This window comes from Marisediminicola senii, assembly GCF_011057645.1.
Lineage (GTDB): Bacteria > Actinomycetota > Actinomycetes > Actinomycetales > Microbacteriaceae > Marisediminicola > Marisediminicola senii.
On record NZ_JAALGE010000044.1, the window covers coordinates 1 to 25,832 of the forward strand.

Genomic DNA, 25,832 nt, shown 5'->3' on the forward strand with positions numbered 1-25,832 from the left:
GGGTGGGCGGCGCGGGGGCGCGGAGATGTGTATAAGAACCAGGCATACCGGCGGGGGGGTCGGGCCGGCGGCCGGGTGGTCGGCCGGCCCGGGCGTCCCGGACTGGCCCGCGGGCGCACGGCCCGCCGGTGGCTACTCGCTGGCTGAGGTGGAGTCCGGCACCAGGTCGGAGTACTCCTCGAGGCCGCCGTCGAGCACGGGAACGAGGAGCTCTTCGCCCGGCTCGTCGCCGTACTGGAAGAACACCGGGAACAGGCTGCCGAGCGGCGCATCGATGCCGCTCATCGTGATGGTGCTGGAGCCGGTTCCGTAGGCGAGGGTTCCGCCGCCACGCAGGTAGACGTTGCGGTCGACCTGGCCGGAAGCGGTCTCCCACGACACCACGAGGGGCACGTTCTGGTTGCCGGAGTTGATGAAGTTGGCGACGAAGTTCGCCGTCTCGCCGTCTTCGGAGATCAGGATGGCGTTGCGCACCTCTACATCGCCGACGGTGGTGCCGAAGCCGTCGCTCGGGTCGTACGCGATGCGGTTGGCCTGCACGGCTCCGAAGGTGCATCCCGTGAGCCCGGTGACCAGGATGGCGGCCAGGGCAATGGATGTCGCACGTGTTCTCAACGGAACCCTCCAGAAATATCGGCAGCGGGGCCAGGACGCCGACGGCCCTTATCAATCCAGCTGTTCCGCCTAGTTTAGCGATGCTCCCGGCGGGCTCCGGAGCACGGCCAACCTAACTGAAAAAACGCTGTGGTAAACTTGGCGTCGCAGAATGGAGCTCCATCAATGCTTTTTGAGGTCGGCGAAACCGTCGTATACCCCCACCACGGTGCCGCAACAATCACCGAAGTAAAGACCCGCATCATCAAGGGCGAAGAGAAGATGTATCTCAAGCTCAACGTGACTCAGGGCGACCTGACCATCGAAGTCCCGGCCGACAATGTCGATCTGGTCGGAGTTCGTGACGTCATCGGCAAAGAGGGCCTCGACAAGGTCTTCGAAGTTCTGCGCGCTCCCTTCACCGAGGAGCCCACCAACTGGTCACGCCGCTACAAGGCCAACCTCGAGAAGCTCGCCTCCGGCGACGTCATCAAGGTCTCGGAGGTCGTTCGCGACCTGTGGCGCCGCGACCAGGACCGCGGACTCTCGGCCGGCGAGAAGCGCATGCTCGCCAAGGCGCGCCAGATCCTCATCTCCGAGCTCGCCCTCGCAGAGAAGACCGACGAAGAGAAGGCGTCGAGCGTGCTCGACGAGGTTCTTGCTTCGTAGTTCGGCCGACCCGGTCGCTCGCCCGTGAGCGTCTGGCCATCCGGTGGTGTCCGTCCAGCCGTCGGCGTCATCGTCGTCGCCGCGGGCAGCGGAACGCGTCTCGGGCTCGGTATCCCCAAGGCCCTGGTGGCCGTGGGGGAGGAGTCCATCCTCCACCGGTCACTCGGGGCCGTCTTCGGCATGGCCGACCCGACGCAGGTCGTCGTGGTCGGGCCGGAGTCCCATCTGGCCGAGTGCCGTCAGCTCGTCGCGACGGTCGCGGGTGCGGCATCCAGCTATGCCACCGTCGTCGCGGGCGGTGACTCCCGGCAGCAGTCCGTTGCCGCGGGACTTGCCCAGCTGCTGCCGTCGGTGCGCACCGTGCTCGTGCACGACTCCGCGCGCGCCTTCACGCCGACCGCGCAGTTCGAGCGCGTCGTCGCGGCCGTCGCGGCGACCGGCGGGGGAGCGATCCCCGTGCTGCCCGTCACCGACACCATCAAGACCGCGGATGCCGAGGGCATCGTCACCGCGACCCTCGACCGCTCGAGCATGGTCGCCGTGCAGACGCCGCAGGGCTTTCCGCGTGCTGAGCTCGACGCTGCATATGCGTCCGCCACCACCGAGTACACCGACGACGCCGCGGTGTTCGCCGCCGCTGGGCGCACGGTGACGACGGTCGCCGGCGATGCCTTGGCGTTCAAGATCACCACCGGGTGGGACCTGCGCCGCGCCGAGTCCCTCGCCGCGGCCAGCTCCGTCACCATCCCGCGCACCGGGGTCGGCGTCGATGTGCACGCGTTCGATGATGCAGCGCCGCTCTGGCTCGGCGGCGTGTTCTGGCCGGACGAGGTCGGGTTGAGCGGGCACAGCGACGGCGACGCCCTGTGCCACGCCATCTGCGACTCGCTGCTCTCCGCCGCGGGGCTCGGCGACATCGGCGGCATCTTCGGCACCGACGACGCCCGCTTCGCCGGGGCGCACGGCGATGTCTTCGTTCGCGAGACCGTCGCCCGCGTCACCGCCGCCGGCTACACGATCGGCAACGTCGCCGTGCAGGTCATCGCGCGGCGACCCAAGCTCTCTTCCCGTCGTGCGGAGATCGAGGCCCTGCTGAGCGGGCTCGTCGGCGCCCCGGTGAGCGTCGCAGGAACGACGACCGACGGCCTCGGCTTCACCGGGCGCGGCGACGGTATCGCGGTCGTCGCCACCGCCCTCATCTCGCGTGATCGTTAGGCTTGCCCCGTGACTGTGCGCCTGTATGACTCGAAGACCAGGTCGGTAACCGACTTCGTGCCCCTCGTCGACGGCAGGGTCAGCATGTACGTCTGCGGTCCGACCGTGCAGTCGTCGCCGCACATCGGCCACCTCCGCTCCGCGCTTGTCTACGACCTGTGGCGACGCTGGCTCGCGTTCCGTGGCCTCGACGTGACCCTGGTGCGCAACGTCACCGACATCGACGACAAGATCCTGCAGGCGGCGACCGGGTCCGAGGAATGGTGGGCGCTGGCCTACCGGTACGAGCTCGAATTCAGCACGCAGTACGCGCGCCTCGGCATCCAGCCCCCGACCTACGAACCGCGCGCGACCGCGAGCGTCGCCCAGATGCTCGACCTGATCACCGACCTGATCCAGCGCGGGCACGCCTACCCGGCACCGGACGAGACCGGTGACGTGTACTTCGACACGAGATCATGGCCTGCCTACGGCGAACTCACCCGGCAGAACGCCGACGACATGGCGGCCGCCACGGACTCCGAGCCGCGCGCCAAGCGCGACCCCCGCGACTTCGCCCTCTGGAAGGGCGCGAAGTCGAGCGAGCCCGCGTCGGCGTCGTGGTCGTCGCCGTGGGGCGACGGACGCCCCGGTTGGCACATCGAGTGCTCGGCCATGTCGGCCAGGTACCTCGGCGACGCGTTCGACATCCACGGTGGAGGGCTCGACCTGCGTTTCCCGCACCACGAGAACGAACTGGCGCAGTCCACCGCGGCGGGCAAGGCGTTCGCCAGCTACTGGGTGCACAACGGGCTCGTGAACGTCGACGGCCAGAAGATGTCGAAGTCGCTCGGCAACTCGATCTTCGCCGCCGAGTTCATCGACAAGGCCAGGCCCGTCGTCGTGCGCTACTACCTCGCCGCCGCTCACTACCGCTCCACCATCGACTACCACGAGGGTTCGCTCGACGAGGCCGCCGCCGCGTACGACCGCATCGAGGGCTTCCTACGCCGCGCTGAGCGCGCCGTTCCGGTGACCGCGCTCGGCGAATCCGACGTGGTCGCGGCCGCGATGAGCGACGACTTCGCCGCGGCGATGGACGACGACCTGGCGATCCCGCAGGCGCTGGCCGTGGTGCACGAGACCGTGCGGGCCGGCAACGCCGCGCTCGACGCGGGCAACCTGCCGGCGGCATCCTCCCTCCGCGCCTCGGTCATCGCCATGGTCGACGTGCTCGGCATCAACCCCCTCGCCCCTGAATGGACCACCGACGACTCGGCGGGCGCCGGGGCCACCGCACTCGAGGCACTCGTCGTATCGCTGCTCCGCCAGCGCGACGAGGCCAGGGCCGACCGCGACTTCGCGGCGGCAGACCGCATACGCAACGATCTCGCCGCCGCAGGCGTGCAGATAGAAGACACCCCGACGGGGTCGAACTGGAGACTTGAGACATGAAGAGCACTGGCGGCAATAAGCCCAGAGCAGGAGCCGTTCGCAAGGGACGCAAGGGACCGCAGGTCGGCTCAGGCGGGCAGGGCAGGCAGGCCCTCGAGGGTCGCAAGGCCACGCCCAAGGCGGAGGACCGCCCGTACCACCCCGCGGGCAAGCGCAAGGCGGCGCAGGACAGGTTCGCGGCATCCGGCGGCTCGAAGCGCCAGGGATCGGGGTCGGACTCCCGCCCGTCGGGTGACCAGCAGCGGGCCAAGCGTCCCAAGCAGGCGGAGGACATCGAGGTCGTCACCGGCCGCAACTCGGTGCTTGAGGCGCTGCGCGCCGAGATCCCCGCCGTCGCCCTCTACATCGCGACGCGCATCGAGTACGACGACCGCGTCAAGGAGGTCATGAACATCGCCACCAAGCGTGGCCTGCCCATCCTCGAGGTCATGCGCCCGGAGCTCGACCGGCTCGCCGGCTTCGACTCCGTGCACCAGGGACTCGCGCTCAAGGTGCCGCCGTACGAGTACGCGCACCCGACCGAGTTGCTCGACACGGTGCTGTCGCGCGGCCAGGTGCCGCTGTTCGTCGCGCTCGACGGCATCACCGATCCGCGCAACCTGGGTGCCATCATCCGTTCGGTCGCTGCCTTCGGGGGACAGGGCGTCATTGTTCCGCAGCGCCGCTCGGTCGGCCTCACTGCCGCCGCGTGGAAGACCTCCGCTGGCGCGGCCGCCCGGATGCCCGTCGCGATGGCGTCGAACCTGACGCAGACACTCAAGGCGCTGAAGGAGCGCGGCGTGTTCGTGCTCGGCCTCGACGGCGACGGCGACACGTCGCTTCCCGGCCTCACCTGGGCGAAGGAACCGCTCGTGGTCGTCGTCGGCAGCGAGGGCAAGGGCCTGTCGCGCCTCGTCACCGAGACGTGTGACGCCGTGGTGTCGATCCCGATCAGCGGATCGACGGAATCCCTGAACGCCGGCATCGCTGCATCCGTCACCCTCTACGAGATCTCGAAACAGCGCGCCACCAAGAAGTAGCGGGCAGCACACTCGTGGCGTGGCGGTGAGGGCATGGCGACGATCGACCTGAACAGCGACCTTGGCGAGGGGTTCGGCCGGTGGGAACTCGGTGACGACGACGCAATGCTCGGCATCGTCACCAGCGCGAACATCGCCTGCGGATTCCACGCCGGGGATCCGCGGATGATTCGGCGAACGGTCGTTGCGGCGCTCGAGCGACGCGTGGTCATCGGTGCGCACGTCGGGTACCGCGACCTCGCGGGCTTCGGACGGCGCGCGATGGACGTCGACAGCGACGACCTGGTCGCCGACGTGATCTACCAGATCGGCGCCCTGCGCGGCCTCGCACACGCTGCGGGCGGCGCGGTGCGCTACGTCAAGCCGCACGGCGCGCTGTACAACACGATCGTGCACGACGAACGGCAGGCACGCGACGTCGTGGCCGCGATCGTCGCGCTCGACCCGACGCTCGTGGTGCTCGGCCTCGCCGGGTCGCGCTTTCTCGGCATCGCAGCTGCCGAGGGACTCACCGTGCGGGCGGAGGCCTTCGCCGATCGGGCGTACTCCCCGCACGGCACCCTGCTGTCACGGCGCGAGCCCGGCGCCGTGCTGCACGACCCCGCCGAGGTCGCCGAACGCATGGTGCACCTCGTCACGCACGGCAGCATCACCGCCGCGGATGGGAGTGACATCGCGATGCGCGCTGACTCGATCTGCGTGCACGGTGACAGCGCCGGGGCGGTCGCGATGGCCGCCGCCGTGCGGGATGCGGTCGTGCGGGCGGGGGTGCAGCTCCGGTCGTTCGTGGCGGATGCCGGGGCATCCACGCCGTGAAGCTTCTGCCGGTGAGCGCGGGTGCGGTGCTCATCGAGCTCGCCGGACTCGACGAGACGCTGGCGCTGTACGAATCGCTGCGGGCCGACCCCGTCGCGGGGATCACCGAGCTGGTGCCCGCGGCGCGCACGGTGCTGGTGTCGTTCGACCGGTCGGTCGTCACGGCGCGGGACATCGCCGCGGCGGTGCGGGCGCGCGATGTCGATCCTGTTGCCGCCAGCGGCGACACCATTGTCGAGATTCCGGTGCGCTACGACGGCGACGACCTGGCCGAGGTCGCCGGGCTGCTGGGGATCGCGGTCGCCGAGGTGGTGCGCCGGCACACCGGCACCGCCTACCGGGTCGCATTCACCGGGTTCGCACCCGGGTTCGCCTACCTCGCGGGCGACAGCGGGTTGCGGGTTCCGCGCCGGCCCAGTCCTCGCACGCGCATACCCGCGGGTGCCGTCGGGCTGGCCGGCGAGTTCAGTGGCATCTACCCGCGCGAGAGCCCGGGCGGCTGGCAGCTCATCGGCACCACCGACACCGAGCTGTGGAACCTGCGGCGCGACCCGCCCGCGCTGCTGCAGCCCGGCTTCGGGGTGCGGTTCGTCGATGTGACGGGTGGGGTGGGGGCTGCGGCCCCGCGTGCGCGTGCCGGTGCGGATGCGGGTACGGATGCGGCTCCGGGTTCACGTCCGGGCTGGTCTCCGGTGCATCCAGGGAAGACCGAGCGGGTGGATGCCGCGATCGAGGTCATCGCCGTCGGCCCCCAGGTGCTGCTGCAGGATCTCGGACGCCCCGGTCTCGCGACACTCGGCGTCTCGCCGTCGGGAGCCCTCGATCGCGCGTCGCTGCGCACCGCCAACCGCCGGGCGGGCAACCCGCCCGGCTCCGCGGCGCTCGAGGTCGCGGCGGGTGGGCTGCGCATCGCCAGCCGCGGAACCACGCTCGTCGGGGTGGCGGGCGCCGCGGCATCCATCACCGTCGTCACCGCCGCGGGGGAGCGCGAGCTCGCCGGGGCACAGACCGTGCTGCTGGCCGACGGCGACGAACTGGCCATCGGCAGCCCGAGCGCGGGGCTGCGCAGCTACCTCGCCGTGCGCGGCGGCTTCGCGATCGACCCGGTGCTCGGCAGCCTCTCGACCGACACCCTCTCGGGCATCGGACCAGCGCCCGTCACTGCCGGCGTCGTCCTCCCCGTGCGATGGATGCCGCGGCGCGCGCCCGCCGTCGACCTCGACTCGCTCTCGCCCGCGATGCCCGGCCACGGCGTCACCACCCTCGACCTCGCACTCGGTCCCCGCACCGACTGGTTCGACGACGCCGCCGTCGCGCTGCTCGCCGACCAGGTGTGGACTGTCACGCCGCGGTCGAACCGGGTCGGCCTGCGATTAAAAGGTGTGGTGCCGCTCGCGCGGAGGGTGGGTGCCGGACTGCCGAGCGAGCTGCCCAGCGAGGGGACGGTGACCGGGGCGGTGCAGGTACCGGCCGACGGGCAGCCGGTGTTGTTCCTCGCCGACCGTCCGCTCACCGGCGGGTACCCGGTGATCGGTGCGGTGGCGGGCCACCACCTCAACCTCGCCGGTCAGCTCGCCCCGGGGGCGGGCATCCGGTTTCGCCCGCTCGCGCCGTTCTCGCACTTGGGCGATGCCGACGTGGGCCCGTGACCCTGGCGCTGGCGCTGACGGCCCAACGCCAAAGCCAGTGGGCCCCAGAACCAGGGCCAGGGGCCGAGGGTCAGACCTTGCTGCGCCAGTCGTCTTCGTCGAGCACGTCGGTGGGTCCGGTGAAGGTACCGGTGGGCGGGCCGATGATGGTGGCCTCGTCGCGGCGGTGGCGCAGGATGTTGTCGATGTACGACCCGACGGCCTCGGCGAGCGGAACGTCGCGACTCTCGTTCTGCGACAGGTACCAGCGGTGCTCGAGCATCTGGTGGAACATCTCCGCGGGCTCCAGCCGGCCCTTGAGCTCACGCGGGATCGCCCGCACGACAGGCTCGAACACGGTCGCGAGCCATTCGTGGGCGACCATCTCCTCGTCGGCCTCGCCGCGGTGGAAGGTCGCGGCGTAGGAGTCGAGGTCGTTGAGCAGGCGACGCGCCTGGTTCTCCTGCGAGTCCAGCCCGGTGAGGCGCAGCAGGCGGCGGGAGTGGTGGCCAGCGTCGACGACCTTCGGCTGGATGCGCACGCGCGTGCCGGAATCGTCGGTCTTGATGGCGAGCTCCTCGATGTCGAACCCGAGGTCGTTGAGTCGCTCGACGCGCTTGTTGATGCGCCACCGCTCGGAGGAGGCGAACGACTCCGATCCGGTGAGCTCGGTCCACAGGGTGCGGTAGGCGGCGACGATACCGTCGCTGACCGCCATCGGGTCGAGCGCCTCGTCGGTGCGCCCACCGGCGGCGAGGTCGAGCAGCTCGCCGGCGATGTTGACCCTGGCGATCTCGAGATCGTTCTCGCGCTGGCCGTTCGACAGCCCGTCGTAGAGCTTGCCGGTCTCGGCGTCGACGAGGTATGCGGAGAACGCGCCGGCGTCGCGGCGGAACAGGGTGTTCGAGAGCGACACGTCGCCCCAGAAGAAGCCGATCATGTGCAGGCGCACGAGCAGCACGGCGAGGGCATCGATGAGGCGCGTCGCGGTGTCGGGGCGCAGGGTCTGCGAGTACAGGGCCCGGTAGGGGAGCGAGAACTTGAGGTGCCGGGTGATCAGCACCGCTTCGAGTGGCTCGCCGTCGTCGTCGGTGCGGTTGGTGATGACCGCGATCGGGTCGACGCACGGCACGTCCATGCGCTGCAGGGTGCGCAGCATCTCGTATTCGCGACGGGCGAGCTCCGGGGAGGTCTCCTTGATGGCGATGACGTAGCCGCTGAGGTATACGAAGCGCACGAGGTGCCGCGAGATGCCCTTGGGCAGCGCGGCGATGTTCTCCTGCGGCCAGGTATCGAGCGGGCGATTCCAGGGGAGGTCGAGAAGGGCGGGGTCGACGATCGCCGAGGTGATGCTGAGCGAGCCGCTCATGGTGGATCCTGACTGCCGGTGAGAACAAACGAGCCTGCCGGTTCCCGCGAGGGAACCGGCAGGCTCTCGAACAAGGTGCTGACTAGACGGTGATCGGCTTGCTCAGGCGCAGGCCCGACTCCACGTCGAAGACGTGGATGTGCTTGGGCTCGGGGGTGATGAACACCCGGTCGCCGGCGTTCGGGTGGTTGCGGCCGTCGACGCGGGCGACGACGTCGACGCGCTGTCCGTTCACGTCGGTGTGGCCGTAGAGGTAGCCGTCTGCTCCGAGCTCCTCGACCAGGTCGACCTCGACCGGGAGGCCGCGGTTGTCGGCGGAGACCATGAGGTCTTCGGGACGAACACCGATGGTCGCCTTGCGGCCGGAGGTGGTTCCGAGGGTCTCGCGGTCGACCTCGGCGACGGCGGTACCGAATGCGATACCGGTGTCGACGATGTCCGCCTCGAAGAGGTTCATCGCGGGCGAGCCGATGAACCCGGCGACGAATACGTTCTGCGGCTTCTCGTACAGGTCGCGCGGGGTGCCGACCTGCTGCAGCACGCCATCCTTGAGCACCGCGATGCGGTCACCCATGGTGAGCGCCTCGGTCTGGTCGTGGGTGACGTAGACGGTGGTGACGCCGAGACGACGCTGCAGCGACGCGATCTGCGTGCGGGTCTGCACGCGGAGCTTGGCGTCGAGGTTCGAGAGCGGCTCGTCCATGAGGAACACCTGGGGCTGGCGCACGATCGCGCGGCCCATGGCGACGCGCTGACGCTGTCCACCCGAGAGTGCCTTCGGCTTGCGGCCGAGGTAGGGCTCGAGGTCGAGCAGCTTGGCTGCTTCGAGAACGCGGGTGGCGCGCTCATCTTTGTTGACGCCGGCGATCTTGAGCGCGAAGCCCATGTTCTCGGCGACCGTCATGTGCGGGTAGAGGGCGTAGTTCTGAAAGACCATCGCGATGTCGCGGTCCTTCGGGGGAACGTCGGTGACATTGCGGTCACCGATGAGGATGTTTCCCTCATTGACCTCTTCCAGCCCGGCGAGCATGCGCAGAGAGGTGGACTTTCCACAACCGGATGGACCGACGAGAACGAGGAACTCGCCGTCGGCGACCGACAGGTCGAGGGCGTCGACCGCGGGCTTGGTCGATCCGGGGTAGAGGCGGGTTGCCTTATCGAATGTGACAGATGCCATTATTTTCTTGCTCCTTCACCGGCAGGTACGTGCCGGACGATCCTTCGTGAATGGAGAGATGGTTTTCGACGCCACCCCGGTGCTCGACGGTGAGCACCACCGGTCATTATGGCACGTCGTCCCGTTGTGGGGTAAGAACCGCCATGCCGAACTGGCTATCCTTGGGTGTCATTTGTTCGGAGTCGGAGTGAGGTTTATGTCAGGCGCAGGTCCAGTCGATCGTCGACAGAGCAAGAACCAGCGTCGGGAAGATGCCAAGGAGAAGGCGCGGGTACTGCGCGAGCAGCACCGCCGGGCCGAGAAGCGCAACCGGTTCCTGCTCCAGGGCGGCCTCATCGTCGGGGCCCTCGCCATCGTCGCGATCGTCACACTGATCATCGTCAACTCCATCCGGCCACCCGGGCCGGGCCCGCTCAACATGCAGAGCGACGGCATCGTGATCGGCGAGAACTTCGACGCCGTGCCCACCGACGCGCTGGCCGACGGCGAAGAGCCGGTGCCCACCGCGGTCGACACCGAAGACGGCCCGATCGCCATCCAGATCTACCTCGACTACTTCTGCCCGGTGTGCGGCGCCTTCGAGGCGACCAACGCCGACCAGATCGCGACCCTGATCGAACAGAACGCCGCAACCCTCGAGATCCACCCGGTCGCCATCCTCGACAACCAGTCGCTCGGTACCCGGTACTCCACCCGGTCGGCCAACGCCGCAGCGTGCGTCGCCAACTACTCGCCCAACTCGTTCTTCGACTTCAGTGCGCTGATGTTCGAGAACCAGCCGGAAGAGGGCACAGAGGGGCTGACCGACGACGAACTCGTCGCGATCACGACCGACGCAGGCGTCGAGCAGGCCAGCAGCATCGAGGAGTGCATCACCGAGCTGGAGTTCGGCAACTGGGTCGAAGACGCGACCAGTCGGGCGACCGGCAACGAAGACCTGCAGAACGAGAACGGCCAGTTCGGCACCCCGACGGTGCTCGTGAACGGCACCCGGTACACCGGTGCCCCGAACGACGCGACCGCGTTCGCCCTGTTCGTCGCCGAGGCAGACGGCGAGTCGTTCTCCGAGTCGATCTCGCCGTCGCCGTCACCCTCCGCTGAAGAGGAGCCGGCGGAGGAAGAGCCCGCAGAGGAGACGCCGGCTCCCGCGGAGGAGCCGGCACCCGAAGAGACACCGGCCCCGTAGTCTCGAGCCGCTTAAGCGATGGATGCCCCGCTCTCACTGAGAGCGGGGCATCCATCGTTAATGCGGGCTTGCTGGCTACTTCTTCTCGGCGACCGGCGCGAACATGGCGTCGATGTCGGCCAGCTCCATGTCGGCGGTTGCCTGGATGAGCGACAGCAGCTCGGGGTCGAGTCCGGGAGCGAACTCCTCGAAGCGCTCGGGGGCGATGACCGACGGCACGCCGATCGGGGCCTGCTCGGTCATCTCGAGGTTCGTTCCGTCGTTCGAGGGCGAGAGGCCCTGGAAGATTTTGCCCGCTTCGGACTGCCCGGCGAGGTCGAACGTATACTGCTTGCTCTGCAGACCGAGGTCGACGAGCTTCTTGACCTCGGGGAACTTCTCGGCGTTGGTCTTCGGGATGGGCAGCAGGGTCCTCCAGCTCACACCGAGGGTCTCGAGGGCCTTGGCGTAGGCGTTCTCGTGGGCCTGGTCGCGCACGATGAGGTACGCGATGGTGGAGCGGGCGGTCTTGTTGTCGGTCATCTCGTAGATGCGGCTCTTCTGCAGGCGTCCGGTGGACTCGAGCATGAGGTTGTAGAGCAGGTCGAGCACGAGGTTGCCCGAGTTGTAGACGTAGCTTCCGCTCCAGGGGTTGCCCACGGAGTCGACCGGCAGGGCACCCTGCGCGCCGACGAGATAGTGGTGGATGTTGCCCTCGCTGAGCGCGATGTTGAGGGGTGTCGCGCCACCGGCACCGGGCTTGTCGACGGGGTCGGTCTCCTTGCCGTTGTAGCGCGGGGAGCCGTCGAGCAGGCGGGAGATCGTCGTGCCGATGAGCTCGACGTGGCTGATCTCTTCGGTGCCGATGCCCTGGATCAGGTCGCGGTACGGCTTGGCCGCGGCGCCCCGGAAGTTCATCGACTGGAAGAGGTACTGCATCATCGTGCGCATCTCGCCGAACTGTCCGCCGAGGCCTTCCTGCAGCGCGTTCGCGGCGGCGGGATCTGGCTCGTCCGCGGCGATCTCATGGATGAGTGACTGAACGTGAAAGAACATAGTTGCCTCCGTCATCGGCAGCCGGGTGCCGCCATCGACAATTCTGAGTCACCTCCGGAATGGGCGACACCCCCTTGCGGCACACCGCTGTGTGGATATGGGTGGATGCATCGACGCTTGTCTCGATGATGAATCGGGTGTCACCGTGCGGCGGGTCCACCTGCCCGGCGAGCCCGGCGGCGCTCGCGCCAGGTCATGGCGGCGATCGCGTCGGCGGCAGCGGTGCGGGCCTCTTCAGCCGCGCGGGCGCGCGCCGCGCGACGCCCGTGCCAGCGGCCGAGCTCGACCTCGATATCGCGGGTGGGGGTGACCACGGGCGGGCCGCCCTGCAGCTGGCGGCGCGCGTGAATGACGCGGGCGTTGAAGTCGTCGAGCAGTTCGCGAACGGCACGTTCGGATGCCGCAGCGTCGAGTCGCGCGTCGAGGGCGGCGTTCTCGGTGCGCAGGGTCAGCGCCGGCGGGCCGAGGCCGGTGATCTGCTCGCGCTGCACCTTCTGCCGGATCCACCAATCGGGGTCGTGTGGGCGTTGCAGGTTCTCAAGGGGCTTGCCCGCCCCGGGGAGGTTGTCGAACTCGCCCGCGCGGATCGCCTGCCGGATGGCCATCTCGACGAACATGGCCCGCTCCTCCTGGGTGGACTGGCCAGCGGTATCCGTGTCGTCGTCGGGGTCGGCGCCGGAGCTGGTTTCGGAGGAGCGGTACCGGGCGGCGGCGAGGCGAGGGTCATCCGGGGGAGTGTCGTCGCCGGCGCCGCGCCTACCCGCGTCCCTCGATGCCATGCGGTCGTTCTCCGTTCCCGTTCGTGGCCGTATTCCACGATACGTCGGGACGCTGTGCCCGCTGCCTGACTGCTAGCTGCTCGCCGCCTGCCGCTGGCTGAGCCACAGGGTGTACTTCTCCCACGGGTCCTCGGCGGTGTCGTTGACCGCGCGGATGTGGGTGCGGAGTGCGTCGTGGGCCTCGAACCACTCCGATCGCGGAATGCGGTGGGTGGCGAACTGCGCGTGGCGTCTCTGCTCGAGCGCTCGACCGCCGCGCTCGAACGCCAGGACCTCGTCGAACCGCAGCTGCGTGAAACGCTGCCGGGGATTGGCCGAAGTGCCGATCTTGATCAGGTCGCGAAACCGCAGGTAGTACACGACGTCGACGCGCGGGGGAGCGGCATGGTCGTCTGGCAGGTCGCCGAGCTTCCATTCGCACACCGCACACAGCCACCCCGACGGGTAGCGCACGCCGAGGCGCGACCCGCAGGCGAGGCAGGGCGATGGCAGCCGGTCGGTGGTGCCGACGTCGCGGGCGACCCATTCGTAGGCGGCGAGCAGGTGCTCGGCGCAGAGCGGCATCGGCGTTCCGGCGTCGACGGGGGCTCCGCAGGGTTGGCCACCGGTGCCCGCCGCGTCGACGATGACGCAGGTCGTCGCATCCATACCGCCCTGCCTGTGCATTCCGCCACGCTATGCCCGGCCGCCGACACCGCGGCGCGGGAGCGAGGTGCCAGAAGCGGGCGCCGTGGTCACGTTCACCGGAGTGTTACGCCGATCAGCATCTCGGGCGGTGTCGTGCGCCACAGTGGTGTCAGCACAGAACCAGCCCGGCGCCCCACCGGCCCGGCCCCGAACGAGAGGAAGCCCATGTCATTCACCGACGAACTCCTGGCCAACAACGAGGCCTACGCCGCCACATTCACCGGTCCGCTGCCCCTGCCGCCGAGCAAGCACCTCGCCGTCGTCGCGTGCATGGATGCACGCCTCGACGTATACAGCCTCCTCGGGCTCAAGCCCGGCGAGTCGCACGTGATCCGCAATGCGGGCGGGGTCATCACCGAAGACGAGATCCGCTCGCTCGCCATCAGCCAGCGCCTGCTCGGCACTGAGGAGATCATCCTCATCCACCACACCGACTGCGGCATGGTCACCTTCACCGACGACGAGTTCAAGCAGAGCATCCAGGACGACACCGGCATCCGCCCCACGTGGTCGCCGGAGGCGTTCCCGGATGCCGCAGAAGACGTTCGCCAGTCGCTGCGCCGCATCCAGGCCAACCCGTTCATTCCGAAGAAGTACTCGGTGCGCGGGTTCGTGTTCGACGTCGCCACCGGCAGGCTCGACGAGGTCGCCGCGTAGCCCGAGCTGCCCGTCCCTTTCATCATTCAGGAACGCGGCTCCAGAACGTTTCACCATTCAGGAACGCGGCTCCAGAACGTTTAATCATTCAGGAGTTCGAGCGCCTGAGATGACGAAAGGGGCCGGGTGCGGCGTCTGAACGCAGCATCCGGCCCCGATGTGTTCCGCGGCTCCTGAATGATGAAAGCGGGAGACGCGTGAACGCACCCAGCCCTTCGGCTGTAGTGCGAGTTACTTGATGGCGGCGCGCAGCTCTGCGGCGGCCGCGGACGGGTCCTCGGCACTGTAGATCGCTCCACCGGCGACCGCGACGGCGGCGCCCGATGCCTGCACGGCCTCGATGGTCTTCATGCTGACGCCACCGGCGACCGAGAAGTCGACGCCCGACTCGGTTCCGTCGGTGAGGAGGGTGTCGAGCGAGAAGCCCTCCTCGGCCTGCTCGTCGAGACCGGCGTGCATCTCGACGAACTCGACGCCCAGCGCGGTGACCTCGATGGCTCGCGCGGTCTTGTCCGGCACGCCGATGAGGTCGACGACGACGCCCTTGCCGTGGGCCTTCGCGGCCTTGACGGCTCCGACGATGGTGCTGTCGCCCGCGACTCCGAGCACGGTGACGAGGTCAGCGCCGGCCTTGAACGCGATGTCGGCCTCGAGCTCGCCAGCATCCATGGTCTTGAGGTCGGCGAAGACGATCTTGTCGGGGTGCGCGTTCTTGATCGCGGTGATCGCGCTCAGGCCCTCCGCCTTGATGAGCGGGGTGCCGAGCTCGATGATGTCGACGGATGCCGCGACCTTACCCGCGAGGGCGAGGGCGTCATCGGTGGTCAGTACGTCCATGGCTACCTGGAGCTTCATGAGATCTGCTTTCTGTTGGCGTGCAATTGTGCTTGGGGAGTGATTAAGAGCAAAGTGGAGCGATTAAGAGCGCAGTGGAGGAATCACTCGAGATTCGAGTGACGGGGCCACATGTCGTCTGCCGACTGGTCGGATGCCTTCCATAGCGCGTGGAACAGGGCATCCCCGACGACGACGACCGACTGCTCGAACAGTCCGCCGGCGTACTGCACCGATGCCTCGCCGCTGCGGTCGAGCTTGGCTGCGGCGGGCACGGTGATCGTCACGGCGGCGATCGAGGCGAGGGTGGATGCCGCATCCGTCGTGATCGCGACGACCGAGCCGCCGGCCTCGACGGCCTTCTCCGCGGCGGTCACGATGCTCGACGTCGTTCCCGAACCGCTGGCCACGAGCAGCACGTCGCCCTCGCCGATCGCGGGGGTCGTCGCGTCGCCGACCACGTGCGCGGTGAGTCCGAAGTGCATCAGGCGCATCGCGGTCATCTGCAGCGCGAGGCCGGAGCGGCCGGCGCCGAATACGAACACGCGCCCGGCACCGGCGAGGCGGTCGGCGGCGCGGTCGAGTGCGTCCGGGTCGGTCGTCGACACCGCGGAGAGCGCGGTCGCGAGCTCGGCACCGATGGTGTCGAGGGCGTCGGCGACGGTCCGATCGGAAACTGCATTCGAAGTCATGTATTCAGTCTGGGCGCAGGAGACCGCAGGCGGTCCCCACCCAACGGGTGGTCTCTCCCACCCGTTCGGGTAGGTCGGAGGGGCGCGGTAGCGTTATGCCGTGCCCGATCAGACGAATACCCCCTCTAATGCATGGCTCAGCAGCATCCATTCTGTAATGGCCCAGTCGTTGCTCGGCATCGCGGAGGAGCTCTCGCGGGTGCTCGCGGCCTCTGTCGCCCACCGCGCCCTGGTGATCTTCACCGAGGATTGCACCGGCCGGCCGCAGAAGAAGGCGGGGGCCGCCGACATTATCGACAGCGTCTCGATCGACGAACTCGATGTGGTGCGTGCCAATGCGGCGGGTGCCCCGTTCCGGGTGCTGGATGCGGCAGTGCTGGGCGGACGTGCCCACCGGTCCATCGTGTGGACGGCCGATACGAACGCGATCCTCGTGCTGGTCGACGCGGGCGGCGAGCGTGCAGGCGAGCCCGGCGGCGAGCACGCCGTCGGCGGCGACACAACCGCTTCCCGGGCGGGCACCGAACCCGTGGCCGACGACGTGCTGCACAAGATCGCCGGCATCTGGCAGATCATCGCGCTCAGCATCCGTCACCAGGTCGCCACCGCCTCGCCGGCCTACCTCGCCGACTCGCGCGCGCAGTCGAACGACCGGGCGAGCCTGATCGCCGACCTGCACGATGCGCATGCCACCACGCTCGAGTCGATGCTGCTCGTACTGAGGTCGTCGACCCACTCGGATGCGGCGGCTCGCCAGCGCGCGATCGAGATCGCGTCGTCGGCCATGGTGCGGTTGCGCTCCGTGTCAGACCGCAATCGCACGCTCGCCGAGGAACCCGTGCACAGCGCATTCGAGCGACTGCAGGATGACCTCGCGCCCCTCGTGCGCTACGGCGACTTCACGGTCGAGTTCGTGGCGCCGCCCGCGGCCGGCCGGCCGCTGCCCGGCGAGGTCGCGCACGCGGCGAGGGCGATCGTGCGCGGCGCCGTGCTCGCGCTGGTCGACAGCGCAACGGTCAGCAGGGTGCGGGTCAAGTGGGACTGCGACGGGTCGAACCTGCTCGTCGCGGTGCGCGACGACGGCCCGGGTGACCTCAGCGCAGACGCCCCTGCCCTCGAACAGCTCGCGGCGCGGGTCGCGGCGCTCGAGGGCACCTTCGACATCGAGGCGACGGCCGGCTGGGGGTCGGAGATGAACATCCAGCTGCCCCTCGACGCGCCGGTCGCGCAGGTCGGCGCGCTCGAAGCCGACGGCCTCACCCCCCGCGAGAACGAGGTGCTGGCCTACCTCGCGGAGGGCAGGCGCAACCGGGCGATCGCCGCCGAGCTCTCGATCAGTGAGAACACCACGAAGTTCCACGTCGCCAACATCCTGCGCAAGATGGGAGTTACGTCACGGGCTGAACTCGTCGCCCTGGTTCGATCCGACTGATTGACTCGGGTGCATGACCATCACTTCGCTGCTCCCCGCACCCATCGGCTTCGGCACCGCCCCGCTCGGCAACATGTTCCGCGCGATCCCCGACGACGAGGCAGAGGCGACGGTGCGCGCCGCGTGGGATCAGGGCATCCGCTACTTCGACACCGCGCCGTTCTATGGCGCAGGCCTCGCCGAGATGCGGCTGGGCGAGGTGCTCGCCGAGCAGCCGCGGGATTCCTACGTGCTCAGCAGCAAGGTCGGCCGACTCGTGCTCGACGCGGTGGACGACGTGCCGAAGACGGGCGGGTTCGCCGACGGGCGCCCGAACAAGGTCATCAACGACTACAGCGCAGACGCGACGCTGCGCTCTATCGACGAGAGCCTCACGAGGCTCGGCACCGACCGGATCGACATCGTCTGGGTGCACGACATCGCGCAGGACTTCTACGGCGACGAGTGGCTCGTGCGCTTCGAAGAGGCCCGCACCGGGGCGTTCCGCGCGCTGACGCGGCTTCGCGACGAGGGTGTCATCAGGGGCTGGGGTGCGGGCGTCAACCGTGTCGAGGCGCTCGAGCTCATCATGGGCCTCGAGGAGCCGACCCCCGACGCGTTCCTGCTCGCCGGCCGTTACACCCTGCTCGACCACGACCTGGCCCTGCAGCGCCTCCTTCCCGCCGCGGCCGAGCAGGGAGTCGATATCGTCGTCGGCGGGCCGTACAGCTCAGGGGTCCTGGCGGGAGGCGCCAACTTCGAGTACGCGCCGGCATCCGACGAGATCAAGGAAAAGGTCGCCCGCATCACCGAGCTCGCGAGCCAGCACGGCATCGGTATCAAGTCCGCGGCCCTGCAGTTCGCCCTGGCGCACCCGGCCGTCGCGGCGGTCATTCCCGGAGCCACCCGCCCGAGCCGCATCGCCGAAGACCTGGCAGCCATCGACGAGAAGATCCCCGCCGCGTTCTGGAGCGACCTGCGCGAGCAGGGGCTTATCTCGGCAGCGGCGCCGGTGCCGACCGAGTAGTCAGCGCCCATCCAGCGCCTTGACGATGGTGGACGCGGTAGCTGCCGGGTGAGTGATTGGAAACAGGTGGCCTCCCGCTTGTTCCACCACCATGGCGTCGATGCTTCGCGCCCACGTCAGTTGCGCGTCGCGGCGGGGGTCGTGCCTCGCGATCACGACGACCAGCCCGCGAGTCACGGATCGGGGCGCGAGACGATGCGCGGCGCGCAATCGGTCGGCAACCGCCCGCAGGTCGAGCGCTGGCCCGGGAGGCGCAGAGGCTCCGTACCTGCGATACGTCTCCGACCGCAGCCGCCGGGAGACCGCCCCGCGCAGGAAGGGCATGCGCGCCGCGACGAGCAGCGTCGTCCTGAGCGCGCCGGTTGTGGGCCGGCGCTTCGGAACGCTCGGGGCGAGCAGTACCAGCCTGCCATCCGCCGCCGCGTGCGACGCCATGGCATGGAGCGCGCCTCGAGAGTGCGCGACCACGAACGGCTCCCGTGGGTGGGCCTCCCGGAGGAGTCGGAGGAGTTCCGCGTAATCGGAGGCGGGGAGGGGAAAGCCGGGAAACAGACGCACGCCGGTCAAACGAGCGCCTGCGCCATCCACACCGGTCATGCTCACTGACGCTACGCGACCGCGCCGTCGCAGCCGAAGCGCGCGCTAACCCCGCGTCGCCGTGTCAGCGACGACGGCGTCGGCCCGGCGGTAGTGGCGGTTGCGGGCCGAGAGGATGCTGCCGCCGATGATCGCGGCGATGAACGACCCGGCGAGAACGCCGACCTTGACGTGTTCGTCCGACTCGCTGCCGGCACCGAACGAGAGTTCGCCGACCAGCAACGAGACCGTGAAGCCGATTCCGGCCACGAATGACATGCCCAGAACATCGATCCACCGGATGGTGGGGTCGAGTTGGATGCCGCGCAGGCGCGTCACCACGAAGGTGCTGCCCGTGATGCCGATGGCCTTGCCCAGAACGAGTCCCGCGATGATGCCGACCGCGATGGTGTCCTGCAGCGACTCGACGAGCCCGGCGACGCCGCCGACCGTGACGCCCGCAGAGAAGAAAGCGAAGACCGGCACCGCGAAGGCGGTCGAGAGCACGCTCCAGCGGTCGGCGAAGTGGGCGGCGAGTCCGTCAAAAACGGGCTTGCCGTCGGAGCCGACACCGACCTGCACGCGCGCACGCTTCGACGCGACCACGGGCACCATGAAGCCCAGCAGTACACCGGCGACCGTGGCGTGCACACCGGATGCGTGCACGAGCGTCCACACGGCGAACGCCAGCGGAAGCAGGATCCACCACGCGCGCACCCCGCGCTGCACGCACACGGCGAAGATCGCCAGGGGCACGAAGGCCAGCGCGAGCAGGAGCACGTCGATGCCGTCGCTGTAGAACAGCGCGATGATCGTGATCGCGATCAGGTCGTCGACGACCGCGAGCGTGAGCAGAAAGGTGCGCAGCGCGGGCGGCAGGAACTTGCCCACCACGGCGATCACTGCGACTGCGAAGGCGATGTCGGTGGCAGCGGGGATAGCCCACCCGTTCAGGGCGGCACCCCCGCGCGGGAGGTTGATGAGCACGAAGATGAGGGCGGGAACGGCGACCCCGCCCACCGCGGCGACGATCGGCACGATGGCCGTGCGAGGGTTGCGCAGCTTGCCGGCGACGAACTCCTCCTTGAGTTCGAGCCCGACCACGAAGAAGAAGATCGCGAGCAGGCCGTCTGCTGCCCACGCGCTGACGCTGAGGTTCAGCTGCAGCGACTCCGGGCCGAAGCGAAAGTCACGAACCGACTCGTAGAAGCCCGCTGCGCCGCTGTTGGCGAGCACGAGAGCGAGCACCGTGGCGGCGAGCAGCAGGGCGCCGGCGACGGTGTCCTTGCGCAAGGTCTGATGAACGCCCCGCCAGATGGAATGGGGGGCCTGGTCGCTCGGAAGCGGGTTGCGCTCGTGAGTCACGGAATACACTTTCGATCGGCGGAGCCCCCTGTCGGATTCGAACCGACGACCCCCGCTTTACAAGAGCGGTCAGTCGGCGCCGCCAGTATGTCGGGTGCACCCAGATGGCCGGGATTTCGGGACTTTATGGTCATTGCAGCTGCGTTGCAACCACTCGATTCTCCCCCAAGTGTTGCCATTCTGTTGCCACGGGCACGACTGGGGAGACGGAACGCGTGCCCGCCGCCCAATCCGGGTATCGCAATCGTGCGGGTCAATGCTGTCATCGTCAAGCTTGGCAGTTCGCGCCGTACTGTGCCCTCTCCGCATGCTGACACGCGCTCATTGGCGGGGTCGCTCGAGTTGGTTCCACCGCTTCGTAATCAGCGAAGCCAGAGGAATCGGGTACTCGAAGGGAAGGGCATGGGTGCCAGGAAAGCGCTCGAGGCGAACGGCAGGGCCCAATAATGCAGCGACGTCAGCTGCCACCACTGTCTGATCATCAGTACCGACAATCACCGTCGTTGGTTTCGAGGGGCTCGCCAACCATTGCGGGAGTGGATTGGCGTGCAGGAGGCTGGCGAGAGCGTCGCGGTAGGCGGGCCAGACGTGCGCGACCGCTCCCCGCGCGATATCAGGCGTGATGCTGGGTGTGAACCGGCGCGTAAGGCGCGGAGCGAGTGCGGTCAATGGCTGGCGGAACAGGCACATTGCACCACACGCCCAGTCGGCGATGGGTGAACCCTTCATGGCTTGATCAGCTAGCCAATTGCGCCTACCTATACGCTGACGCGCTTCGTCCACGTCACTGAATACCGCGGGTTCGACGAGAACCAGCGAGCTGATGAGGTCCGGCCGTTTGCTCGCTACCACGACAGCCACCGCCGCCCCATAGGAGTGGGCCACCAGGAGCACCGGTCCGCGATCGCGGGCGGCTACGAGTCGAATGATGGCCGCAGCCTGATCATCGAGGTGGAAGTGGGTTCCCAGGCGCGACGAACGTCCAAAGCCAAGAAGATCCGGGGTCATCGCGGGGACCCTCCTCTTGGCGAGTTCGTGCGAAACTGGCCGCCAGAACGCTGCTGATGCCCCCAATCCGTGCACCAACACGACGTCAGCGCCCGCGAAGTGTCCGTTTTCCTCTGACGCCATCGGTACTAAACGGGGATCAAACTGTGGCCGTATCACCGCGCTGCCGGTAAGACCTACCCCAGGGGGCATGCCTGAATTCAGCTCAATGCGCCGGGCGCGTAGCCATAAGGCAACAACCGCGACATAGAGGGCGCATGCGCTAACTGCAATTGCTACCCACGAACTGACACCACCGGGCAGGTAGTGAACAACAATGTGGCCCAAGAACAGGTCCATCCATCTCGAATGCGGCACGCCAGCGAGGAAGAGGAGATCCGGCGCCGCGGCAAATAAGTGCATACCAAGTACGAGAACAAGGAGGAATCGCAGACGCGGCGCGCCGGTGACGAGTAAGCCCCCCAACAGCATCAAGAAGCTGGTGGTCAGCGAAACGAGAAGATGCGTCGCCCAGTGAGAGCTTGCATCTGGTTCTCCGTAAAGGGAAAACAGCCCAATCTCTGCTGCGGCGAGAACCGCGAGCTGCACCACCAGTAACCCCGGATGCAGGGGCCTGGGGAACCCGCTATCGACGGGGGTGTAAATGTGCAATGCACACCTCAGCGCGTCCGCTTCTCGGGGACTGGCGAACATTGCGACGCAGGTGGTAGCGACATGGGCCACTAATTCCTGTCATGCGGAGTCAACCCACCCCTTTGGATTGCAGGAATGGTGCTGGTGAAATGGCAACTCCGCCCCGTCGGATCTCGAAGTGCAGATGACAGCCTGTTGAGACGCCGGCATTGCCAACGGCGGCGACCTGTTGGCCGGCAGCGACCTTGGCGCCGGTGCGGACGAGGAGCCCGTTGGCGTACATGTGCGAGTAGCTGCTGGTGATGCCGTCGCCGTGGTCGATGACGATTTGGTTGCCGTAGCCTCCGGCTGGTCCGGAGGCGATCACGGTGCCCGCAGCGGTGGCGAAAAGGGGCGTTCCGCAGCTGCTTCCGTAGTCGTCGCCAGCGTGTAGTCGCCACTCCTTGTACACGGGGTGGAGGCGGTTGCCGTACCCCTGGTAACTGCCGAAGGACACGATCGGATTGGTCCACCCCTGCGCGGATATGGCCCCGCTCACGCCGGGCGCGGCAGTGCTGCTTGCCGAGGACGCCGACGGGGCAGCTGCAGCTGCTGCTGCAGCCGTGGCTCGTTTCTGCTCTTCTAGGGCGTATCCCTGCTCCACGGTGATGCGGGTGTCACACAGGGTTGCGAGCTGCGCTTGCAGTTGCGCATCTCGCGTTTGCTGTTCCTGCAGAGCGACTTCGGCGACCCGCTGGGCTTCTGCGGCGTCGGTCAGTGCCTGCTGAGATGCAGCAGCGAGGCGCGTGAGTTCATCCTCCGCGATGCTGGCTTGGTCGCCGAGAGCGCCAGCGGTTTGAGTGGCTATTGTCGCGCGGGTGAACAGTGATTCATTGCGCTCCGCCAACTTTGACGCGGTGCTGAGGCGGTCGAGGAGATCATTGCCACGGTCGCCGGCAAAGAACACCTCAAGGGTCGTCTCGTTGGTGGCGCGAGCCATCATGGCCGCCTGCTGCCCGGCGTCCTGCTTGACCTCTGCAGCATCATCTTCGGCTTCAGCCGCTTCCTCCTGGAGGGCCTCGGTCTTTCCGGTGGCACGGTCAAGCTCGTCCTGGGCCAGCTGAAATTTCGTACCCCGACGCTCGGCGACCGCATTGGCCTCATCAACACCGATCGACAATGCAGCCAGCAGACTTGTAATTCGTTCGATCTCAACGCGGGTGGCTTCTTCGTTGCCTCGAGCGGCTTCCACGTCAGCCCAGGTGGGATTGTCGGGTTCTGCGTGTGCCGGTGTGAGAGGGCCGGCGACCGCGGTCGAGAACAGAACCACCGCAGCCACGACGGCGACTGTCATGCGCCGTCGTGTGCCTGGCGCCTTTGGCAGCAAATCGTGGGAGGTGCTCATTGGAAGCCTTTCTGGCTCAATCGGCAAGAGCGCTCAAGAACGACGCGCGGATGGCCGCCGGGGTGAAGGGGGCGGTCGATACCGGTCATCAGGGTTGTGGTCACGGGGCACCCGTCACGATGGTCTGCCAGGTGGCACCGAAGTCCTTGCTGGTGCTCACCCCGCGGGTGTCGGCGACGACAAGTAGAGGCTGAGCCCCGCTGTGAACCGTGAGAGCAGCGACCTGCCCGGAAACATTGCCGGTTTCTTCCCATGGCTCTTCCGGCGTCTTAAGCCATACGGCCCCGGCGACGTCGGTGCCAATGAGGCGGCCGCTACCGTCGTTGAGCGCCTCGACGAGATACAGCAATGGGCCTTCGACGCCGACGAACGTGCGCCCACCGTCCGTGCTTGTCGCCAGGCCATTTTCGGTGGTGGCGTACAAGGTCGAGCTGGCGGTATCGAACGTCAGGTCGCGGGCGGGAATAGTCGCACCTGCCGCCCAGGATGTTCCGCTGTCACCGCTGGTTCGCACGGACCCCGCGGTCGCGTCGTACGCGTACACGTCATGGCCGCCGGCGCTGTTCGGCACTGCGGCGATGTCGTGAAAGTCGGCCTCGCCGGCGAGAGACGCAGCGACCCACGTCTCGGCCTCATCGGTGCTGGTAATGAGGCCAAGGGAGGGCAGGTGTGACTGTGGGCCGGAAGGGTCGGGGTGGCCAGATCCGAACATGATGCCATCCACCATGGTGAACCCCATGGTGTCCTGGGCATTGTTCGCAATCGGACCCTCCAGCGCCGCAAGTCCCCCGCGGGTGCCGTAGGGGAGACGGTAGACCCCGGTGTGGGTGGCAACGAAGAGGTCGCCGCCGTCACCGACACCCAGTCCGTGGATATGGCCGATGGCAGGTTCTGCGAACTGGGGTGCTTCAGTCTCCGGTGATCCCGCCACTAGTGAACACCCACTGACGGCCGCTCCTAGGGCCGCGACAACGGCTATAGCCGTCACAGTTCGGCGTGATGCTCTCTCTGGTGTGTGGGTTCCGCGCCGGGGCTGGGCGGCGATTTGACGTACGGGGCTGCCGCTCATGATCCGACCTGTGCCGTCAGCCATGCGAACGGGTCGACAGGGAGGGTGCCACCGAGGAGGATCTCGAAGTGCAGGTGCGCTCCTGTGCTGTTCCCGGTGCTCCCTACGGCGCCGATGGACTGTCCGACGGTGACGGACTGACCGATAGACAGCGTGAGGGAGCCGAGAAGCATGTGGGCGTACATGCTGTTCACTTTTTGGCCGTCGATTACATGTTCGATAACCACGAATACGCCGTACGGGCCGCTGGGGTTCCCGAGATCGACCACGACCCCATCGGCGATTGCCTGGATGGGGGTGCCTGAACCGGGGTTCAGGTCCAGCCCTTTGTGGTTTGTGGAGCAGAATCCGCAGCCTGGGACGTTCCGGGGTCCGAATCCGCTGCTGATGGGGACGCCTTGGGTGAAGGGCCACTGCACCGCTGAGGCAGGGTCGTTGACAAACGTCGCTGCGGTGCTACTGAACCCGACCTGAGACGAAGGGCTTGCTGCGGCGACGGTAATCGGTTGCGGTTTCGCGGTGACGGTGTAACTGTCCCGGTTGATGGCGGCGGATTGCGTCGCCTGCACCGACATCGTTTGGATACTCAACGGCTGGATCTCAGCGGTCGGAGCGGAGGTGGCATCGGGAACATACGCCTGCGGGGGAACTAGAGACGGAAGGGCCAATAGCGCGACTGCAACTGCGGCCGCGGTCCCACGGATTGGTCCCGGGAGGGTGCTGGCGCGGCGCCGCGACGGGGCACTATCCGTTCGTGGGACAGCTGCCAATGCAGCCGCCTGTTCTTGGCGGATGATGTCGCGACGGCGGTAGAGCGACTGTTTGGTTGGTTTGTCGGTGGGCAGGTCAGGGGTGGGGAGCATTGTGTCCTTGATGACGCCGAAGAGCGCAGAGAGATGATGACGTGGAGGGGTCGCCGCGCCACGGCAGTGGCACAGCGACCCCTCTTAGGGGAGAGGAACGAACTTCGAGCTGCTAGAGCCCGGAGAGGATTTCCTGCATCTGGTCGATCTCTGCCTGCTGGGTGTCGACGATGTCCTGCGCAAGTTCGACGGCCTCGGGGTATTCGCCCTCGTCGAGTTCGGTCTGCGCCATGTCGATGGCACCTTCGTGGTGTTCGGTCATCTGCTCGAGGAACAGGCGGCTTGCGCTTTCGGCGGATGAGCCTTCCAGGGCTTCCATCTCGTCGTCCGACATCATGCCGTCCATGCTGTGGTCCATCCCGCCCATGTCACCCATGTCATCGGAAGCGTCCCACTCGTCGAGCCAGCCGTTCATCTGCTCGATCTCCGGCCCCTGGGCGTCCTTGATCTGTTGTGCAATGTCGAGTACGTCCGGGTCGACGTCGTCCTTGGCGAGGATCATGTCTGACATTTCGACGGCTTGTTCGTGATGGGGGACCATCATTTGGGCGAACATTACGTCTTGCTCGTTGAAGCCTGGTCAAGTCCCTGGTGGTGGTGTAGCGGTTGGTGATCTTTCTGTTTGCTAGGCGCTGAGCTCGAGAGTGGTTTCGGTGGTCGCCTCCGTCCTGGTCTCGGTGATGAGTGTGAGACGGCTTTTGGTGA

Annotated in this window: 25 protein-coding genes; 10 read left to right on the forward strand and 15 right to left on the reverse strand. The window is 67.7% G+C overall.

Annotated elements, in window-relative coordinates:
* Window positions 1–132: 132 nt before the first annotated feature.
* On the reverse strand, window positions 133–615 hold the full coding sequence (locus G5S38_RS12405) for a PALP domain-containing protein (protein ID WP_165069135.1): 483 nt from the start codon (window positions 613–615) through the stop codon (window positions 133–135).
* A 165-nt stretch (window positions 616–780) separates the two neighbouring features.
* On the opposite strand from G5S38_RS12405, the gene G5S38_RS12410 reads away from it, so the two are divergent.
* The 6 genes from G5S38_RS12410 to G5S38_RS12435 are packed head-to-tail and all read left to right on the forward strand — an operon-like array spanning window position 781 to window position 7,396.
* Window positions 781–1,263 carry a CarD family transcriptional regulator gene (locus G5S38_RS12410; protein ID WP_165069137.1) on the forward strand — a complete coding sequence of 161 codons (483 nt, stop codon included), beginning with the start codon at window positions 781–783 and terminating at the stop codon, window positions 1,261–1,263.
* 24 nt (window positions 1,264–1,287) lie between these two features.
* The gene (gene ispD, locus G5S38_RS12415; RefSeq protein ID WP_165069140.1) at window positions 1,288–2,478 is read left to right on the forward strand and encodes a 2-C-methyl-D-erythritol 4-phosphate cytidylyltransferase; all 1,191 of its coding nucleotides are present in this window, start codon (window positions 1,288–1,290) and stop codon (window positions 2,476–2,478) included.
* Window positions 2,479–2,487: 9 nt separating this feature from the next.
* The gene (gene cysS, locus G5S38_RS12420) at window positions 2,488–3,912 is read left to right on the forward strand and encodes a cysteine--tRNA ligase (protein WP_165069142.1); all 1,425 of its coding nucleotides are present in this window, start codon (window positions 2,488–2,490) and stop codon (window positions 3,910–3,912) included.
* The gene (gene rlmB / locus G5S38_RS12425; protein WP_165069145.1) at window positions 3,909–4,931 is read left to right on the forward strand and encodes a 23S rRNA (guanosine(2251)-2'-O)-methyltransferase RlmB; all 1,023 of its coding nucleotides are present in this window, start codon (window positions 3,909–3,911) and stop codon (window positions 4,929–4,931) included. The genes cysS and rlmB overlap by 4 nt, the downstream gene beginning before the upstream one ends.
* Window positions 4,932–4,964: 33 nt before the next feature.
* Window positions 4,965–5,747, forward strand: a complete 783-nt coding sequence (locus G5S38_RS12430; protein ID WP_165069148.1) for a LamB/YcsF family protein — start codon at window positions 4,965–4,967, stop codon at window positions 5,745–5,747.
* Entirely contained in the window at window positions 5,744–7,396 is a 1,653-nt protein-coding gene (locus G5S38_RS12435; protein WP_165069150.1) for a 5-oxoprolinase subunit B/C family protein, read from the forward strand. The genes G5S38_RS12430 and G5S38_RS12435 overlap by 4 nt, the downstream gene beginning before the upstream one ends.
* A 70-nt stretch (window positions 7,397–7,466) precedes the next feature.
* Here the strand turns inward: G5S38_RS12435 and G5S38_RS12440 are convergent, their stop codons facing one another.
* On the reverse strand, window positions 7,467–8,744 hold the full coding sequence (locus G5S38_RS12440; RefSeq protein WP_165069153.1) for a DUF4032 domain-containing protein: 1,278 nt from the start codon (window positions 8,742–8,744) through the stop codon (window positions 7,467–7,469).
* A gap of 82 nt (window positions 8,745–8,826) precedes the next feature.
* Window positions 8,827–9,921, reverse strand: coding sequence for an ABC transporter ATP-binding protein (locus G5S38_RS12445; protein ID WP_165069155.1), 1,095 nt, complete (start codon window positions 9,919–9,921; stop codon window positions 8,827–8,829).
* A 196-nt stretch (window positions 9,922–10,117) separates the two neighbouring features.
* On the opposite strand from G5S38_RS12445, the gene G5S38_RS12450 reads away from it, so the two are divergent.
* Complete coding sequence (locus G5S38_RS12450) at window positions 10,118–11,107, forward strand: DsbA family protein (protein ID WP_165069158.1); 990 nt, start codon at window positions 10,118–10,120, stop codon at window positions 11,105–11,107.
* A gap of 75 nt (window positions 11,108–11,182) precedes the next feature.
* Here G5S38_RS12450 and G5S38_RS12455 read toward each other — a convergent pair whose 3' ends face one another.
* The 3 genes from G5S38_RS12455 to G5S38_RS12465 form a co-directional block, all read right to left on the reverse strand.
* Window positions 11,183–12,142 (reverse strand): manganese catalase family protein, encoded by a 960-nt coding sequence (locus G5S38_RS12455; RefSeq protein ID WP_165069161.1) that lies wholly within the window; start codon window positions 12,140–12,142, stop codon window positions 11,183–11,185.
* Window positions 12,143–12,282: 140 nt separating this feature from the next.
* Window positions 12,283–12,921, reverse strand: coding sequence for a DnaJ family domain-containing protein (locus tag G5S38_RS12460; protein WP_165069163.1), 639 nt, complete (start codon window positions 12,919–12,921; stop codon window positions 12,283–12,285).
* A 72-nt stretch (window positions 12,922–12,993) separates the two neighbouring features.
* Window positions 12,994–13,587, reverse strand: coding sequence for a GIY-YIG nuclease family protein (locus G5S38_RS12465; RefSeq protein ID WP_235929060.1), 594 nt, complete (start codon window positions 13,585–13,587; stop codon window positions 12,994–12,996).
* 186 nt (window positions 13,588–13,773) lie between these two features.
* On the opposite strand from G5S38_RS12465, the gene G5S38_RS12470 reads away from it, so the two are divergent.
* Window positions 13,774–14,265, forward strand: a complete 492-nt coding sequence (locus G5S38_RS12470) for a beta-class carbonic anhydrase (RefSeq protein WP_165069166.1) — start codon at window positions 13,774–13,776, stop codon at window positions 14,263–14,265.
* Window positions 14,266–14,496: 231 nt separating this feature from the next.
* Here G5S38_RS12470 and hxlA read toward each other — a convergent pair whose 3' ends face one another.
* Window positions 14,497–15,120: a 3-hexulose-6-phosphate synthase gene (gene hxlA, locus G5S38_RS12475; protein ID WP_165069169.1), complete on the reverse strand. Its 624-nt coding sequence runs from the start codon at window positions 15,118–15,120 to the stop codon at window positions 14,497–14,499.
* An 83-nt stretch (window positions 15,121–15,203) separates the two neighbouring features.
* Complete coding sequence (gene hxlB / locus G5S38_RS12480) at window positions 15,204–15,791, reverse strand: 6-phospho-3-hexuloisomerase (protein WP_165069172.1); 588 nt, start codon at window positions 15,789–15,791, stop codon at window positions 15,204–15,206.
* A 157-nt stretch (window positions 15,792–15,948) separates the two neighbouring features.
* Between hxlB and G5S38_RS15915 the strand changes: the two genes are divergently transcribed.
* Both G5S38_RS15915 and G5S38_RS12490 read left to right on the forward strand, forming a co-directional pair.
* The gene (locus G5S38_RS15915) at window positions 15,949–17,223 is read left to right on the forward strand and encodes a LuxR C-terminal-related transcriptional regulator (RefSeq protein ID WP_165069175.1); all 1,275 of its coding nucleotides are present in this window, start codon (window positions 15,949–15,951) and stop codon (window positions 17,221–17,223) included.
* A gap of 13 nt (window positions 17,224–17,236) precedes the next feature.
* A complete protein-coding gene (locus tag G5S38_RS12490; RefSeq protein ID WP_165069178.1) occupies window positions 17,237–18,229 on the forward strand; it encodes an aldo/keto reductase in 993 nt (330 codons plus the stop codon).
* Here G5S38_RS12490 and G5S38_RS12495 read toward each other — a convergent pair whose 3' ends face one another.
* From G5S38_RS12495 to G5S38_RS12525, 7 genes are all read right to left on the reverse strand, one after another.
* Window positions 18,230–18,826, reverse strand: a complete 597-nt coding sequence (locus G5S38_RS12495; RefSeq protein ID WP_165069180.1) for an alpha/beta hydrolase — start codon at window positions 18,824–18,826, stop codon at window positions 18,230–18,232.
* 45 nt (window positions 18,827–18,871) lie between these two features.
* Window positions 18,872–20,098: a Na+/H+ antiporter NhaA gene (nhaA, locus tag G5S38_RS12500; RefSeq protein ID WP_235929061.1), complete on the reverse strand. Its 1,227-nt coding sequence runs from the start codon at window positions 20,096–20,098 to the stop codon at window positions 18,872–18,874.
* Window positions 20,099–20,491: 393 nt separating this feature from the next.
* Entirely contained in the window at window positions 20,492–21,769 is a 1,278-nt protein-coding gene (locus G5S38_RS12505) for an alpha/beta fold hydrolase (RefSeq protein WP_165069186.1), read from the reverse strand.
* A gap of 151 nt (window positions 21,770–21,920) precedes the next feature.
* A complete protein-coding gene (locus tag G5S38_RS12510) occupies window positions 21,921–23,144 on the reverse strand; it encodes a M23 family metallopeptidase (protein ID WP_165069188.1) in 1,224 nt (407 codons plus the stop codon).
* A 151-nt stretch (window positions 23,145–23,295) separates the two neighbouring features.
* Complete coding sequence (locus G5S38_RS12515) at window positions 23,296–24,126, reverse strand: beta propeller repeat protein (RefSeq protein WP_165069191.1); 831 nt, start codon at window positions 24,124–24,126, stop codon at window positions 23,296–23,298.
* 134 nt (window positions 24,127–24,260) lie between these two features.
* A complete protein-coding gene (locus tag G5S38_RS12520; RefSeq protein ID WP_165069193.1) occupies window positions 24,261–24,839 on the reverse strand; it encodes a M23 family metallopeptidase in 579 nt (192 codons plus the stop codon).
* 400 nt (window positions 24,840–25,239) lie between these two features.
* Window positions 25,240–25,683 (reverse strand): DUF305 domain-containing protein, encoded by a 444-nt coding sequence (locus G5S38_RS12525; RefSeq protein WP_201276677.1) that lies wholly within the window; start codon window positions 25,681–25,683, stop codon window positions 25,240–25,242.
* Window positions 25,684–25,832: the final 149 nt, after the last annotated feature.

Excerpts from the sequence above, each read along its gene's own strand:
- G5S38_RS12410 (WP_165069137.1), top strand. The coding sequence starts at position 781 with ATGCTTTTTGAGGTCGGCGAAACCGTCGTATACCCCCACCACGGTGCC.
- rlmB (WP_165069145.1), top strand. The coding sequence starts at position 3,909 with ATGAAGAGCACTGGCGGCAATAAGCCCAGAGCAGGAGCCGTTCGCAAG.
- G5S38_RS12430 (WP_165069148.1), top strand. The coding sequence starts at position 4,965 with ATGGCGACGATCGACCTGAACAGCGACCTTGGCGAGGGGTTCGGCCGG.
- G5S38_RS12440 (WP_165069153.1), bottom strand. The coding sequence starts at position 8,744 with ATGAGCGGCTCGCTCAGCATCACCTCGGCGATCGTCGACCCCGCCCTT.
- G5S38_RS12445 (WP_165069155.1), bottom strand. The coding sequence starts at position 9,921 with ATGGCATCTGTCACATTCGATAAGGCAACCCGCCTCTACCCCGGATCG.
- G5S38_RS12450 (WP_165069158.1), top strand. The coding sequence starts at position 10,118 with ATGTCAGGCGCAGGTCCAGTCGATCGTCGACAGAGCAAGAACCAGCGT.
- G5S38_RS12455 (WP_165069161.1), bottom strand. The coding sequence starts at position 12,142 with ATGTTCTTTCACGTTCAGTCACTCATCCATGAGATCGCCGCGGACGAG.
- G5S38_RS12460 (WP_165069163.1), bottom strand. The coding sequence starts at position 12,921 with ATGGCATCGAGGGACGCGGGTAGGCGCGGCGCCGGCGACGACACTCCC.
- G5S38_RS12465 (WP_235929060.1), bottom strand. The coding sequence starts at position 13,587 with ATGCACAGGCAGGGCGGTATGGATGCGACGACCTGCGTCATCGTCGAC.
- G5S38_RS12470 (WP_165069166.1), top strand. The coding sequence starts at position 13,774 with ATGTCATTCACCGACGAACTCCTGGCCAACAACGAGGCCTACGCCGCC.
- hxlA (WP_165069169.1), bottom strand. The coding sequence starts at position 15,120 with ATGAAGCTCCAGGTAGCCATGGACGTACTGACCACCGATGACGCCCTC.
- hxlB (WP_165069172.1), bottom strand. The coding sequence starts at position 15,791 with ATGACTTCGAATGCAGTTTCCGATCGGACCGTCGCCGACGCCCTCGAC.
- G5S38_RS15915 (WP_165069175.1), top strand. The coding sequence starts at position 15,949 with ATGGCCCAGTCGTTGCTCGGCATCGCGGAGGAGCTCTCGCGGGTGCTC.
- G5S38_RS12490 (WP_165069178.1), top strand. The coding sequence starts at position 17,237 with ATGACCATCACTTCGCTGCTCCCCGCACCCATCGGCTTCGGCACCGCC.
- G5S38_RS12495 (WP_165069180.1), bottom strand. The coding sequence starts at position 18,826 with ATGACCGGTGTGGATGGCGCAGGCGCTCGTTTGACCGGCGTGCGTCTG.
- G5S38_RS12510 (WP_165069188.1), bottom strand. The coding sequence starts at position 23,144 with ATGACAGTCGCCGTCGTGGCTGCGGTGGTTCTGTTCTCGACCGCGGTC.
- G5S38_RS12520 (WP_165069193.1), bottom strand. The coding sequence starts at position 24,839 with ATGTCGGTGCAGGCGACGCAATCCGCCGCCATCAACCGGGACAGTTAC.
- G5S38_RS12525 (WP_201276677.1), bottom strand. The coding sequence starts at position 25,683 with ATGTTCGCCCAAATGATGGTCCCCCATCACGAACAAGCCGTCGAAATG.